We start from the raw sequence: 13,188 nt of genomic DNA, 5'->3' as shown, positions 1-13,188 counted from the left end.
AGGATCAACGGTACAGTTGCTTTGTACTGGCATCCGTCATTGAACCGATGGACACTCGGCCAGAGCCCGACTTTTCCAATACGGGCCATTGTTCGAGGAATTTCAATGCGCACCATCGGCCTTATCGGCGGCATGAGCTGGGAATCCAGCGCTGAATACTATCGACTCATCAATCAGCAGGTCCGCGACCGCCTCGGCTCGCTGCGCTCGGCGCAAATCCTGATGTACAGCGTCGACTTCGGCCCGGTCGAACAGGCGCAGCACGCCGGGCGCTGGGACGATGCGGCGGCGATTCTGGTGGATGCCGCGCGCAGGCTCGAGGCCGGCGGCGCCGAATGCGTGGTGCTGTGTACCAACACCATGCACAAGGTCGCGCAGCAGATTCAGGCAGCGATCAGCATTCCGTTTCTGCACATCGCCGAACCGGCGGCGCAGGCGGCATTGGCCATCGATGCGCGCACGGTCGGTCTGCTCGGCACGGCGTTCACCATGGAGCAGGACTTTCTCAAGCAGCGCCTGATTGCGCAGGGTCTGACGGTACTGGTGCCGGACGACGCCGAGCGCAAGGACGTGCACCGGATCATCTACGACGAATTGTGCGTCGGAGTGATCAGTGACGAATCACGCAAAATCTATCAACGGGTGATCGAAGCGCTGACCGCGCGCGGCGCCCAGGCGATCATCCTCGGCTGCACGGAAATCGGCCTGCTGGTCAAACCCGAACACAGCGCCCTGCCCCTGCTCGACACCACCGAGCTGCATGCGCAGTCGGCGGTGGCGTTCGCGCTGGGCAACTGACTCCCACAGGATTTTTTGGCTTATCGACGACGCAGACGGGCCATGCTCAGGGTGTCGACCCATTGCCCGTCGCGCACGGCGTAGTCACGGAACAGGCCTTCGTTCTCGAAGCCGAACTTGCGGTAGAGACCGATAGCCGCCTGGTTGTCGGCGTACACCGAGAGTTCGACCCGGTGCAGGTTCATCCAGTTGTCGGCGACGTCCAGCGCCGCCGCCAGCAGTTTCGACCCGACACCTTTGCCCTGCCAGGCCACGGCGACCGCCATGCCGACACTGCCGGCGTGGGCGCGGCGGATCCGCGAATAGTTTTCCAGCCCCAGATTGCCAATGACCACACCCTCATGCAGCGCCACCAGTTGCACCACCCGTTCGTTATCTGGCGCAAGGCGTTTGCGCCAAACCTCAGTGGGCTGAAACGGCATCTGCAGCACCTGCCGGGTCACGGCCGGATCGTTGTACAGCGCGGTGATGCCCTCAAGGTGCGACTCATTGAAGCGTTCGATTTTGATGGTGGGAGCGTGGTCGGGCATGGCAGATCCTTCCTGGATCGATGGGTGGCCGCTTACTCTAAACCGTTGAGCCTCTGGCTGGCGAATATCAAAATGTGGGAGCGGGCTTGCTCGCGAAAGCGGTCTGAAATTCAACATCTCTGTCACCTGACACACCGCCTTCGCGAGCAAGCCCGCTCCCACAGGGGATTGGGGTGTTGGCAGAATCGGATCAGGTCTGGAACCATTCCTGGCGTTCGTTGAAGGTGTGCTGGATCAGCTCGACCAGGGTTTGCACCTCGGCGACGTCCCGGGAATCAGCATTCACCGCCAGCCACGCCTGTAGCTGCATCGGTTCATCAAACAGCCCCGGCAACGCCACCAGCCCGCGATCGAAACGGCTCATGTACGCCGGCAGCAACCCGATGCAAGCGCTGCAGCGGATCATTTCCAGCATCAGCTCATAGGATTGCATCTGCACCACGCCGGCCAGACGTTGTTCGACCAGTTCATTCCACGGCCGGAAGCTGTCGATCTGCCGGTCGTGCTGCCATTGCACCAGCATGAAATCGCTCAGATCATCGGCACTCGCCGGGCGCGCGGTGACCCGGGAATAGCGTTTGGCGATGTGCGGCAGGTAATCCAGACGCGCCAGGGCCTGCGGCTGACTGGTGGTGAAGGTCGGGCCGGGGCTGGGGGTTTCGCCGTGAGCCAGCCACAGCACCACGTCGGCGCTGACTGCGCGCAAGGCCAACTCGCTGTCCAGCGCAATGATCTCCAGGCGCACGCTGGCATTGCGCCGCAGCAACGCGATCAGGTCGCGACCGAGGATGTCATGCAGGATCGATTCGGCTACCGCCAAACGCACCAGTGGCTGCTCGACCACCGGCAGTTTGCGTTCGTGAGCCAGCGCGACCAATTGCGCCTGCAACTGCTGACCTTCGCGGGTCAGGCTCAGGGCGCTGCCCTGAAAGCTGAACAGCGAGTGCTGCAGCTCCTGCTCAAGCTGCGCCAACTGCTTGCGCAGCAGAGTCGAACGCACGTTGAGACTGCGCGCCGCCTGCATGAAGCAACCACAGCGGGCACTGACCAGAAAATATTGCGCGACCTCGGCATCAATGGTCGCGGCTTGCGCCAGCCACGGCTCGCGTTCGCCCTGTGCCCAGCGATAGTCGGGGCTACCCTGTCGTCCTGCGGGTTCGGTGAATGACATCGATGACTCCCTGTCGATCTTTGTATTTAGACATTGCGCAGATCCCCTGTAGGAGTGAGCCTGCTCGCGATGGCGTCGGCACAGCTGACATCTCTTTGCCTGACACATCGCTATCGCGAGCAGGCTCACTCCTACAGGGTTTGTGGTGTGCCAGTGCTCTAATGGTTGGATTCGAGGACCTTGTTCAGCTCGGCCCCATCGATACTCAGCGTTGCGGTATTGAGCATCCCGTCCAGATACGCCTGGGCAATCTGCTCCTGCCGTTGCGCACGCAAGGCCTGGGTCAGTTGATCGCGCAGCTCGTCGAGGGTTGCAGTACGTGCCGGTTGCTGTTCGGTGAGTTTGATCACATGGAAACCGGCTGCGCTCTGCAGTGGATCGGACACCGCGCCGACCTTCAACTTCGCCACCGCACCCCGCACCTCTGGCACCAGTTGCTGCAACGGTTGCAGCCCGGTGTCGCCGCCACGTTCGGCAGTCTGCCGGTCCTGCGAATACTGAGTCGCCAGCGCGGCAAAATCCGCCGGCGTGCCCTGGGCTTTCTTGCTTAGCTCGGTCGCCTGCTTGCGCACCGTTTCGAGGTTCTGCGGGTCATTCACAGCGAGGAAAATCTGGCTTACCCGATACAACGCCGGCGTCTGCCAGTTGCCCTTGCCAGCGTCATACGCCTGCTGCAACTCGCTCGTACTCGGGTAGTCCGCCGGCACCGTGCTGACCGAGCGCAGGTAATCGCGAAAGACGATCTGCTCGGTGGCCGCGCGGGTTTGCCGCACCACGTCCGGACGCTGCGCCCAGCCCTGAGCATCGGCCTGTTCCAGCACGGCTTTCTCCGCCAACCGCGTACGCAGCCAGCGCTCCAGCGCTTCACGGTTGCCGCGCAATTGCTCGCGAGTCGCCGGCGGGACGGTAGCCAGCAGCGCCTGCAATTCCTGCGGCGTCACCTGCTGATTGCCCAACCGCGCTACCGCAGGCCCCGCAGCAACCGCCGCCAACGGCGACGATTGCTGGGCGGCAACCGGGTCTGTGCCCGGTCGCAGCACCAGCGCCACGGCTACCACCAACAGCGCCACTGCCCCGGCGCCGATCACCATGGCAGGCTTTTTCACAGCGCGACTTCCTCTTGCTCAGCGGTAGCGACTTTGGCCGGCGAGGCTTGCGCGGCCTGGCTGAAATCACGCAGGTAGACGATGAACTCCTGCAACAGGCGATCCCACAATTCCAGATTGCCGCGCAGGTGATCGTTGCTCACACCGGCCGCCAGCACCACGTCCATTTCCATCACCAGAAACTCGCCCTGCAACGACAACCGCGCAAAACGCCGGGTGGCGTTCCACTGTTCGGCCACGCCCTGCGGCAACTCACCTTGCACCCGCAGCGCGCAGCTGAAAGTGAAATCGACGTAGCTGCCCTGCTCCACCGCCGGGTTGCCGAAACGCACGGCATAACCGATGCCCTGACTGGCGCTGAGCAACTGCACGATGCCGTTCTGTTCGGTCTGGTTGACGCGATAACCGGCCGCTTGCAGGACGTCGGTCAGGGATTGTGGGGACACATGGCTGATCAATTGAGTCATGACTTCTTCCTTGTTTATCAGTGCGAGAGCGCAGCTTGTGGCGCATCGAATTGAGTCTTGTACAGTTCATCGCCAAAGCCCTGAGCCAGCTCATCGAACTTGACCCGGGCGCTGCCCGCAAAGGGCTGGCGGATCTTCATCACCTCGGCCACATCAATGTTTTCGTAAGCGCTGAGGATCTGCTTGGCGACGCCATACATCTGCTGATTCTTGACTGAACATTGCTGCACTTGTGTGTCACGTTCAGCCAATTGCGTTTGAAGCTTAGACCGTTCTGCCTCTTTGGCACGGGCCATGACCAGCAACTCGTCGTAGGCCTTCTTGAACTTGCCGACCTGTTCGCTGCTGGCGGCGACTTGCGCTTGCGCCTGGCTGTGCAGGCTCTGCTGCTGGCCGGCCAACTGCTCGGCGACGCCTTTGGCCTTGGCCAGTTCGGCGGTCAATTGCTTGATCTGCGCCTGCGCGGCCTTGGCCTCGTTCTGCGCCGCCAGTTGCGCGGCGCTGGCCTGAGCCTGCTGGCTCTGCAGGGCCTGCAACTGTTGAGTGGTGCTGCGCAACTGGGTACGCAGACGCTCCTCCATGCCTTCGGCGTGCGCGCCTTGTGCGATGAAAAAACTCAGCCCCAACAGAAAAACTCGTGCGTGCATGACCGTACTCCCGGCGCCTTAGAAGCGCGTGTTGATCTCAAGCTGCAAGACATCGATGTCGAACGGCGCGCCGTACACCGCCTCGGTGCTCAGCCAGCGGCCGGTGGCGTAGACGTTCTTCGCCAGACCGTAATTGCCACCGAGGAAATAGCCCTTGGCGTTGGTGCCGCCGAGGTGGAACGAGGAATCGTTGAAGCCGTCGGGCAAGGCGTCCGGCTGGATGTACTTGTAGCCGGCGAACATATTCCAGTCGCCCTGCTTCTTCAGGTCCAGCGCGTTGCCGAGGGTGAACTGCACCATCCATGCATTGGCGCCGCTTTCGATCTCGCCGTTGCTGTTGAGGTTGTTGACGATCTGCCCCTCGGAGCGCTTGCGCATGTCGCCTTCGTCGTATCCGAGGTTGTGGATGTAGTTGCCCTGGCTGCGCAGCTTGAAGTCCTCTGGCAGATCGGCGTCCCACACCAGGTTCAGGTCGAGCAGGTTGAACTCCGACGCCAGGCCGACGAATTGCGGCTGCGGCGTGGTGGTCGGGTTGGCCGGGTTCGGCGTGATGTCGCGCAGCAGGAACACGCTGTTGCCCTTCTGCATGAACGCCGCTCGAGTGCCATCGGTGTCGCAACCCGGAGCGCCGGCCCACGGTTCGCAAGGGCTGGAGCGTTGGCCTTGAATGTCGTCGAAGCGGTAGTAGGCCAGCGCACCTTTGAGGCGGTTGTTGCTGTTGATCGCCCACTTGGCGCCGAGCTGCGCGCCGTACAGCCACTTGTTGTCGCTTTCTTCCTTGTCGAAACCGTTGCTGGTGCTGGTGTCGTTAGTGTAATCCACCGGGAACGCACCAACGGTGCCGAACACGCCCCAGTCGCGGTTGAGCTTGTGGTCGAAAATCGCCGCCACGCCGTCGAAATTCAGGTCGTTGGAATACAGCATGTCGGTGGACATGAACGGGTTGGCGAAGCGCCCGCCGGTCAGGGTCAGCTCATCGGTCGGCTTCCAGTTCAGGTAGCCCTGATCGAGCCAGATGTCTTTCTTGGCAAACCCGCCGCCGAGGTTCTGCGTGGTCGACACCGGGTTGTTGTCCGAGCCGGTGCCGATGCGGATGCCGGCGGTCCATTCCGGCGAGATCACCGCTTTCATGCCCAGCCGCGCACGAATGCGAAATTGATTGGTGCGGTCCTCACGGGTGTTGAGCAACGGCGGCAGACTGGTGCTGCTGTTGGGGTTCACGTCGTACGGACCGTTGTTGTTGAGTTTGGCGAAGTCGACGATTTCGTTGCTGTTGCTGCCCGAGTAGTAACGCGATTCATCGCGCAGGCGGATGTCGCCGTCGAAGCTGATACGCGAAGCCCAGTCCGGGAAGGTATTGGGCGCCGCCCAGTTTTCCTGCTTGGCGGTGGCCATGACTTCGGCCTTGACCTGATCGCGGATCTGGTCGCGCACCGCGGCCGGTACGTACTGCACGCGCACATCGCCCGGTGCTGCGACCGGACCTGCCGCCACCGCAGTAGAAGCCGCTGCCTGCTTGGCCTGGGCGGCTTCGTTCTGCGCCTGGGCGATCAGCGCGTCAGCCTTGTCCTGTTTCAGAATGCCCTGCTCGACCAGCAAGCGGATCAGATTGATCGTGGCGTTCTCCGAGGGCGCAGGCGCTGCCGCTGCCTGACCGACCAGGGTCGCGATGACCATGCCGACCGCCAGGGACAATCGATTCACGTTGGAAATCATCTGCACACAACTCCTTTTCATACAGCTTTATGAATTCGGTTAACCCGGACGCCGCCCTTGCAGGGACAGGCGCACAGGCAAGGTGATGGAGGCCGGTGGCCGTTCGCTCAGGTGCGGTGCGTTACGCAGCGCCGCCAGCACCTGGGTATCGATCTCGGGCTTGCCGCTGGACTTGACCAGCTCGACCCGGGTGATTTCGCCGACGCTGCTCAGCCACACATCCGCCTGCAGCGAGAATGCGAGGTTGCGCAGATCGGAGTTCTCGCGCAGCAAGCGCTGAAAAGTGAACGCGAGGAACTGGCTGTAAGTGCCGGTGCCCAGGCGTCCGCCACCCGCACCGGCCATGCCGCCACCCTTGCCGGCGCCGATGTTGAAAGCGTCGTTGCCACTCTGCGCGTCACCGTCCATTTGCATCGGGTTGGCCAGATCGTCCGCCGGCGATGGCGGCGCCTCTTCCTCGGGCTTGACCTCTTGCGGCTCGGGCGTGGGCTCGGGCTCGACGACTTTTTCTTCCACCGGGGTTTCCGGCTCCGGTGGTTTTTCCGGAGGTGGCGGCGGCGGAGGCGGCAACGGAATGATCGTCGGCACCTTCGGCGCTTCACGGCGCACGCCGCTCATGTCATTGGCCCACTGCCACAGGAACCACGCGGCGAGCGCGCCGAGCAGCAGCCCGGCGCCCCACTTTACAAAGCGCATCGGCGACCTTTTCATCGGCAGCGGCTCGATCGGAAGTTGTGCGGTCATCACTCAGCCCTGCGTCGGTTTGCCGGTCACAAGACCGACCTGAGACAGTTCGAGCCGGCGCAACAGATCCAGCACTTCAATGACCTTCTGGTACTGCACCGTGGCGTCGCCGCGCACGATCACCGGGAAGTCCGGGCTCTGCGCCTTCTCGATACGCAGGCGCTCTTCCAGCTCCGCAAGGGTCACCGGGTAGGCGTCGAGGAACACCTGACCGCCGTCGTTGACCGAAATCGCCTTGGTCTTGGCTTCCGACAGCGACACCGATGCACTGGCCTTGGGCAGGTTGATCTGGATCCCGGAGACCTGCGCAGTGGCGGTGAGGATGAACATCACCAGCACCACCATCAGCACGTCGACCAGCGGGGTGATGTTGATGCTGTCCACCGCTGCATCTTCGTCATCGTCGTGGGAGGCATTTACGGACGCCATGGCAGTGTTCCTCAGGCCGGTACGGAGTGGTTGGCGTGAAGGCCGCGCTGATGCGCCGCTTCGCTGGACTGGCCTTCGCCGTGCATCTCCGCCAGACGAGTGATGAACTCGTCGACGAACACGCGCATGTCGGCGCTGACTTCCTTGTTGCGGGTGATCAGGCGGTTGTAGCCAAACAGCGCCGGGATCGCGACGAACAGGCCCATGGCGGTGGCGAGCAATGCGGCGGCCATGCCGGGCGCGATGGCGTTGATGTTGACGTCGCCGGCCATGGCCGTGCCGAGGAACACCACCATGATCCCCAGCACGGTGCCGAGCAGGCCGATGTACGGGCCGCCGGCGATAGCGTTGGACAGGGTCGAGAGTTTCGAACTGAGCGCCTGGTTCTCACGGGTGCGCACGCCGTCCATCGAGCAGCGGATCGCTTCAATGGTCGCTGCGGACACCGAAGAGGTATCGGCGCCCTGCTCGCGGCGGGTACGGATTTCCTTGACCGCCACCGAGTACAGGCGCCACAGCGGCGAATGCTGCAGACGCTGGGCGAGTTGCGCGTCGTCGGCGAACATCTCCAGACGGGTACCGACCTTGGCGAACTGCTCGCGGAAGTCCTCGTTGGCCTTGCTCACGCGGCTGAGGGTGCGGTTCTTGCGCAGCATGATGATCCACGACTGGAACATCATCAGCACCAGCACGGCGATGATCACCCAGGCGTCCACCGGTACCGCGTTGAGCAGGAAACCGAGGCTGCCGAAACCGAAACCGGACTGTTCTTCATCGACGCCGTAGGCCACCAGTTTCGACTCGGCGCCTTGCGAGGTCGCATCAGCCAGCAGCAACGGCGCCGGACGCGCGACTTTCGACAGGCGCAGTTCGTCGATGGCGCCCACGAATGGCTGGTACGGGCCTGCGGCCAGATCGCCGCCAATCGCCATCACTGAATTGAACGCCGGCATCGCCTGAGCCAGCGTCGCGCCCTCACGACCGTTGATGTACAGGCTGACTTTCGAACCTTCGGCGGTCAGCGCGACATGCTGCCATTGGCCGGGGTTCAATGGTTGAGTAGCCGCCGCGCGCTGACCGTCGATTTCCACAAACGGCACGCCCTGATTGACCCCGACCAGCAGACTGTTGGCGCCTTCACGGCGGGCCAGAATCAGTTGTTCGCCATTGGCCTGATCCAGACGCAGCCAGGCGCTAAAGGTGAACGCGCCGCCAGCACTGTGCTGCAACGACGGACTGGCCGGCAGCAGCAACGGCTGGCCGCTGAACTGCAAGGCGCGTCCGACCACACCGTCAATCGCCGCGCCAGTGGCGCTTTGGGCGGTGTTGCCGTAGGCGGTGGTGTCCTTGGCCGGCGTGCCGGTGGCGCCGTCGAAGTGGTACAGCGCGGTGTAATTCGGATCGAAGGTCAACTGGCCGTTGCCGGTGGCCGGGGCCTTCTGGTTGCCGTAGTACATCCAGATGTCCTGACGCTGGCCGCCCTCGACATTCGGCACATCGACCCAGATCAGCGCCATGCCCATCAGCGCATCGAAGCTTTCGATCTGGTGGTTAAGCACGGTCTTGTCATCGGCGGCGACGAAGCGCAAATCCGCGCCATCTTCCTTGACCCCGTCGAAGGTGAAATTGCCGGTGTGCAGGCGCACCAGCAGCGCAGTGCGGCCCAGGGCCTGATTGATCCCGGCGCCCTGCGGCGTGGTGTCGACGGCGATCTGTTTGCGGTAATGCCAGTCGTCCTGCCACCAGGCCTGCGCCGTGGCCGGGAGCACGAAGCCCAGGCAAATCAACAACGAAAGAATGAGGCGCTGCATGAACGTGCTCCTTTAGAAAGTGGCTTGAAGGTTGAAGTGCAGGCGCGATTCCTGTTTCGAGGTGTTCGGCCCTTCGAGTAGCGGGTAGCCCCAGTCGAGGCTGCCGGACAGCCATTTGCTGAGGCTGGCGCGGGTGCCGAGGCCGACGCTGGCCAGGGCGTAACTGGCGTCCTGGTCCGGCAGTTCGTCGCGCAGGTACAGTTGCGCGCCTTCGGCAAAGGCATAGAAGCGCCATTCCTGCATCCAGCTGCCGGCGTATTTCGCCAGCGACGGCGTGCGCAGCTCCTGACTGAGCAGCACGCCGTCATCGCCGGTGCGCTCGGCCGCCAGATAGCCGCGCACCGAGGTCGCGCCGCCAGCGGAAAACTGTTCGTTGGAGACCAGTGGCCCCGACGCCAGCTGGAACGCGCCTTTGCTCGCGCTCTGCCAGTCGTTGTCGAAGGTCCAGGTGAAGTTGCTGTCGCCCTTGAGCACGGCGAAACTCGGGTTGGCCCGGTAGCGTTTGTAGTCGAAGTCTTCGTCGGAGCTGCCGTAGCCGAAGATGCTGCGAGTGGCCGCAACCAGGCTCAGGCCGAGACCGAGCTGACTTTTTTCGGTATAGCGGAAGCCGTTGTAGGCGAAGGTGAACGGCGCGTATTTCAGCGGCACCTTGTCGCTCTCGCCGGACAGGGTCAGGCGTTCGTCGAAGTCCTTGAAGTCGATACCGGCCGACAGCGAGTTCGACCAACTGCCGCTGGACGGCAGCGTGTAGATCGCCGACACCCCGTAGGAGTGCCCCTTGCCCAACACGTTACTGCCGCCGATGGTGGCGACATTGCTGTCGGATTGATAACCGGAGAATTGCACGCTCCAGCGCTCGCTCAGCGGCGCGGTGTAGGAAGCCGACCAGACCTTGGCGTTGTCGGTGTCTTGCGGTGCGGTGAAGTACGTCAGGTTGATGCTGTGACCAAGCTGCCACAGGTTGTTGTAGCCGAGGCTGGTCACGGCGCGCAGTTTCTCGGTGTCGGCGCTGTAATCGTTGTTGAGGCCGACGCTGGCGCTCCACGGGTTCTGGTCTTCGACCTGCAAATCGACGTCCATGGTGCCGGGGCGTTGACCTTCGCGCACCAGCGGCATGACCTGGCGGCCCGGGGTTTTATTGAGCTGCGCCAGTTCGCCCTGAACCTTGGCGAAGTCCGGCACCTCACCCTCTTTCAGCGCCGGGACGTTGTCGCGGATGTCCAGCGGCGAATAGTGTTTGGCGCCGACCACACGCACCCGGCCGACCTTGGTTTCGCTGACTTGCAGATAGACGATGCCGTCCGCCACCGCTTGCTCCGGCAGTTCGACGAACACCGATTGGTAGCCGCGTTCCTGATAAACCTTCTGCAAGGCATCGCGGGCGCCTTCGATGTCAGTCATGGCTTTTTGCGGGCCGAGAAACGGATACACCGCTTCTTCAATTGCCCGGGCGTCGAGCACGGTGTTGCCGCGCACGAAGTATTCGTTGACGTCCACCAGACGTTGCGGCGCTACGCTTTCGGCGGCCTCTTCGGCGAATGCCGGTTGCGCGCCGGCCGTCACCAGCAGCCAGCCCCACAGCGCCAGCCGTGACGTGAAAATCTGATCCACACTACCCCCTGAATTCGCGATGACCTGTTGGCGCTGTCGCGCGCCTTGTGTGTTGCGTCAGTTGCTGACCGTCGAGGCACCGCTGTGCTTGCCGAGCCAGGTGTGCAGCAGCGCGAAGTTCAACGAGAACTCGGGCATTTGCAGCAAGGCACCGCAGAACACTTCGCCGATGATTTTCTGGATGAGCTGCACCGCACGCGGGTTGTTGAGCAGCGTGGCGATGTCGCGACTGAGGACGTTGAAGCTCCAGACTTTCTGGTTCAGGCCAAGACCGACGAACCAGCGGAACAGCAGGTTGTAATTGAGCTGTTCATACAGTTGCTGCTCGCTGGGCACCGAATACAGCAGTTGCAGGAGCAGGATGTGCATGACCGTTTGCGCGGGGATGAGCATGCCCGGTTCGGCATTGAGTTCGTGCAGCAAGCCTTGGTGGGCATCGAGCAAGTCGTCGATCTGCGGGCGCAGCAACACCAGCGAATGGCCGGGCGGAATGTAGCTGGAGACCTCTTTCAAGGCGCCCTGCCAGTCATCCTGCGAGACGATCCAGACCCACGGCGCGCCGTAGCGATATACCGAAACCGGCTTCTTGCGCGCGGCCTCGACGATCTTCGACAGGCGCTGATCGAGTTCCTGCATGCCCACTTTCGAGTAGCGTTCCATAGTCCCCATTGCCTCACTCCCGGCGTCCCGCCTCGGCTTGTGAAAAGCGCCCCGTTGGGCCCCTCAAGCGCGTTACATAGGCATGACCGGACTGGCTATGTGCTACCGAACTTTTGTCATAAAAGCTTCATTACAGAAATTGATCGAGATTTGACAGACAACACAAAACCCTGTGGGAGCGAGCCTGCTCGCGAATGCGGTGTGCCAGTCAAATAGATGCTGACTGACAGGACGCCTTCGCGAGCAAGCCCGCTCCCACAGGGGGATCTGAGGTGTTTTTGGGTCAGGTGTAGACCGGCCAGGTATCGACGATCTTGCCGTCACGCACCGCCAGCAGATCACCGAATTGCAGGAGGACAGCTTCGGTCTGGGTCGGGCGCAGAAACACTTGATCCTCGATGGTCAGGCCGACGGCGTGGGAGCCGTTGACCATCTCTTGATTCGAACTGCGCCCATACACCCCATTGCTCTGCAACCCCGGCGGCGATTCGAACTCGGCCATCCAGTTGCCGCCATAGATGAAATAAGTCTGCCGCTGATTCGGATCCCACCACGAAAACAATTTGGAATTGTCATCCAGCGCCGGAATGTTCACCGCGCCAGTGCTTTTCAGTACCGGCGTGGCGATGTAGGTCGCCGGCACATGTTCGACCAGCGACGGCAAGTCGTAATGCGTCGGTTTGAGCATCGCCGTGCCCACCGACACCTCAGTGCTCAGTTTCTCGTTTTCATGGATGCGATAACTCGGGCTGCCGGCGGTGTTCAGGCACAGGTTGTCATTCCACAACGTCGGATACTGCTGGCGGGTGAAATCGACGCAGCGCTGATAAATCACCATCACCTTGGCGAACAGTTCCTCGGGCGAACCGAGAATCCCCGGCACGCCCATGCCCACGAACGGGTCGTAGCCCATGAACCCGGCGAACTGCAGATGCTGTGGATTGGCGCTGATCAGCGTGAGCATCTGCCCCAACACATTCACATCACTGACCCCGCCGCGATGCAGGCCGACATCCAGTTCGATGTTGATGCGCATCCGCGTGCCCAGCCCTTGCGCCAACGCCAGGTATTGCTGCAGCCGTACAGGCCCGTCGAGCAGCCATTGCAGTTGCCTGGAAGGATCGAACGGGCCTTTGTGAGTCTGATAAAACAGCTCGGCCGAACGCACCGGCAACGGCTTGCCGAGCAGGATGTCGGACTGCGGAAACGCTACAGCATCGTGATTGAGAAACGGCTGGTGAAACGACATGAGTTTTTGCGTCCCGGCCCGTTGCGCGATGTAGCTCAACAAGCCCGGCGACGGCAGGGATTTTTCCACCAGACGCAATTGCTTGCCGCCGCGTTTGACCGACTGCATCACCACGTCGATGTTGTGATCGAGGCGATCCAGATCGATCAACAACACCGGGCGCATCGGGCCGTTGTCCTTCAACTCTTTATTCAGCGCGCGAAAATACTCGCTGTACGGGCCACCACGATCACTCGGTCGCAGCCAGGC

General features: G+C 62.3%; 13 protein-coding genes. 1 reads left to right on the top strand and 12 read right to left on the bottom strand.

The window, feature by feature from the left end:
- Positions 1-105: 105 nt before the first annotated feature.
- On the top strand, positions 106-798 hold the full coding sequence (locus tag V3W27_RS22085; protein ID WP_330207553.1) for an aspartate/glutamate racemase family protein: 693 nt from the start codon (positions 106-108) through the stop codon (positions 796-798).
- Positions 799-818: 20 nt separating this feature from the next.
- Here the strand turns inward: V3W27_RS22085 and V3W27_RS22080 are convergent, their stop codons facing one another.
- The 12 genes from V3W27_RS22080 to V3W27_RS22025 all read right to left on the bottom strand — a co-directional run bounded on the left by V3W27_RS22080 (position 819) and on the right by V3W27_RS22025 (position 13,182).
- Complete coding sequence (locus V3W27_RS22080) at positions 819-1,328, bottom strand: GNAT family N-acetyltransferase (protein WP_097090075.1); 510 nt, start codon at positions 1,326-1,328, stop codon at positions 819-821.
- Between the two features lie 190 nt (positions 1,329-1,518).
- Positions 1,519-2,499, bottom strand: a complete 981-nt coding sequence (locus V3W27_RS22075) for a LysR family transcriptional regulator (protein WP_330207552.1) — start codon at positions 2,497-2,499, stop codon at positions 1,519-1,521.
- 158 nt (positions 2,500-2,657) lie between these two features.
- Positions 2,658-3,605 carry a peptidylprolyl isomerase gene (locus tag V3W27_RS22070; protein WP_330207551.1) on the bottom strand — a complete coding sequence of 316 codons (948 nt, stop codon included), beginning with the start codon at positions 3,603-3,605 and terminating at the stop codon, positions 2,658-2,660.
- Positions 3,602-4,072, bottom strand: coding sequence for a YbjN domain-containing protein (locus V3W27_RS22065; RefSeq protein WP_330207550.1), 471 nt, complete (start codon positions 4,070-4,072; stop codon positions 3,602-3,604). The genes V3W27_RS22070 and V3W27_RS22065 overlap by 4 nt, the downstream gene beginning before the upstream one ends.
- Before the next feature lie 17 nt (positions 4,073-4,089).
- Positions 4,090-4,719, bottom strand: a complete 630-nt coding sequence (locus tag V3W27_RS22060; protein WP_285375709.1) for a DNA repair protein — start codon at positions 4,717-4,719, stop codon at positions 4,090-4,092.
- A gap of 18 nt (positions 4,720-4,737) precedes the next feature.
- Positions 4,738-6,435 carry a putative porin gene (locus V3W27_RS22055; RefSeq protein WP_330207549.1) on the bottom strand — a complete coding sequence of 566 codons (1,698 nt, stop codon included), beginning with the start codon at positions 6,433-6,435 and terminating at the stop codon, positions 4,738-4,740.
- Between the two features lie 39 nt (positions 6,436-6,474).
- Entirely contained in the window at positions 6,475-7,179 is a 705-nt protein-coding gene (locus V3W27_RS22050; RefSeq protein WP_330207548.1) for an energy transducer TonB family protein, read from the bottom strand.
- A gap of 3 nt (positions 7,180-7,182) precedes the next feature.
- Positions 7,183-7,608 carry an ExbD/TolR family protein gene (locus V3W27_RS22045; protein WP_003224462.1) on the bottom strand — a complete coding sequence of 142 codons (426 nt, stop codon included), beginning with the start codon at positions 7,606-7,608 and terminating at the stop codon, positions 7,183-7,185.
- An 11-nt stretch (positions 7,609-7,619) separates the two neighbouring features.
- Positions 7,620-9,419, bottom strand: coding sequence for a DUF2341 domain-containing protein (locus V3W27_RS22040; RefSeq protein WP_330207547.1), 1,800 nt, complete (start codon positions 9,417-9,419; stop codon positions 7,620-7,622).
- 12 nt (positions 9,420-9,431) lie between these two features.
- Positions 9,432-11,030 carry a ShlB/FhaC/HecB family hemolysin secretion/activation protein gene (locus V3W27_RS22035; protein WP_330207546.1) on the bottom strand — a complete coding sequence of 533 codons (1,599 nt, stop codon included), beginning with the start codon at positions 11,028-11,030 and terminating at the stop codon, positions 9,432-9,434.
- A gap of 57 nt (positions 11,031-11,087) precedes the next feature.
- A complete protein-coding gene (locus tag V3W27_RS22030) occupies positions 11,088-11,699 on the bottom strand; it encodes a transposase (protein WP_007969141.1) in 612 nt (203 codons plus the stop codon).
- 274 nt (positions 11,700-11,973) lie between these two features.
- Positions 11,974-13,182: a DSD1 family PLP-dependent enzyme gene (locus tag V3W27_RS22025; protein ID WP_330207578.1), complete on the bottom strand. Its 1,209-nt coding sequence runs from the start codon at positions 13,180-13,182 to the stop codon at positions 11,974-11,976.
- Positions 13,183-13,188: the final 6 nt, after the last annotated feature.

The sequence above is a fragment of the Pseudomonas sp. AM14(2022) genome (assembly GCF_036346455.1).
GTDB classification, from domain to species: Bacteria; Pseudomonadota; Gammaproteobacteria; order Pseudomonadales; family Pseudomonadaceae; genus Aquipseudomonas; species Aquipseudomonas putida_A.
Note: the sequence above shows the minus strand (reverse complement) of the source record. Positions and strands in the feature narration are given on the sequence as shown.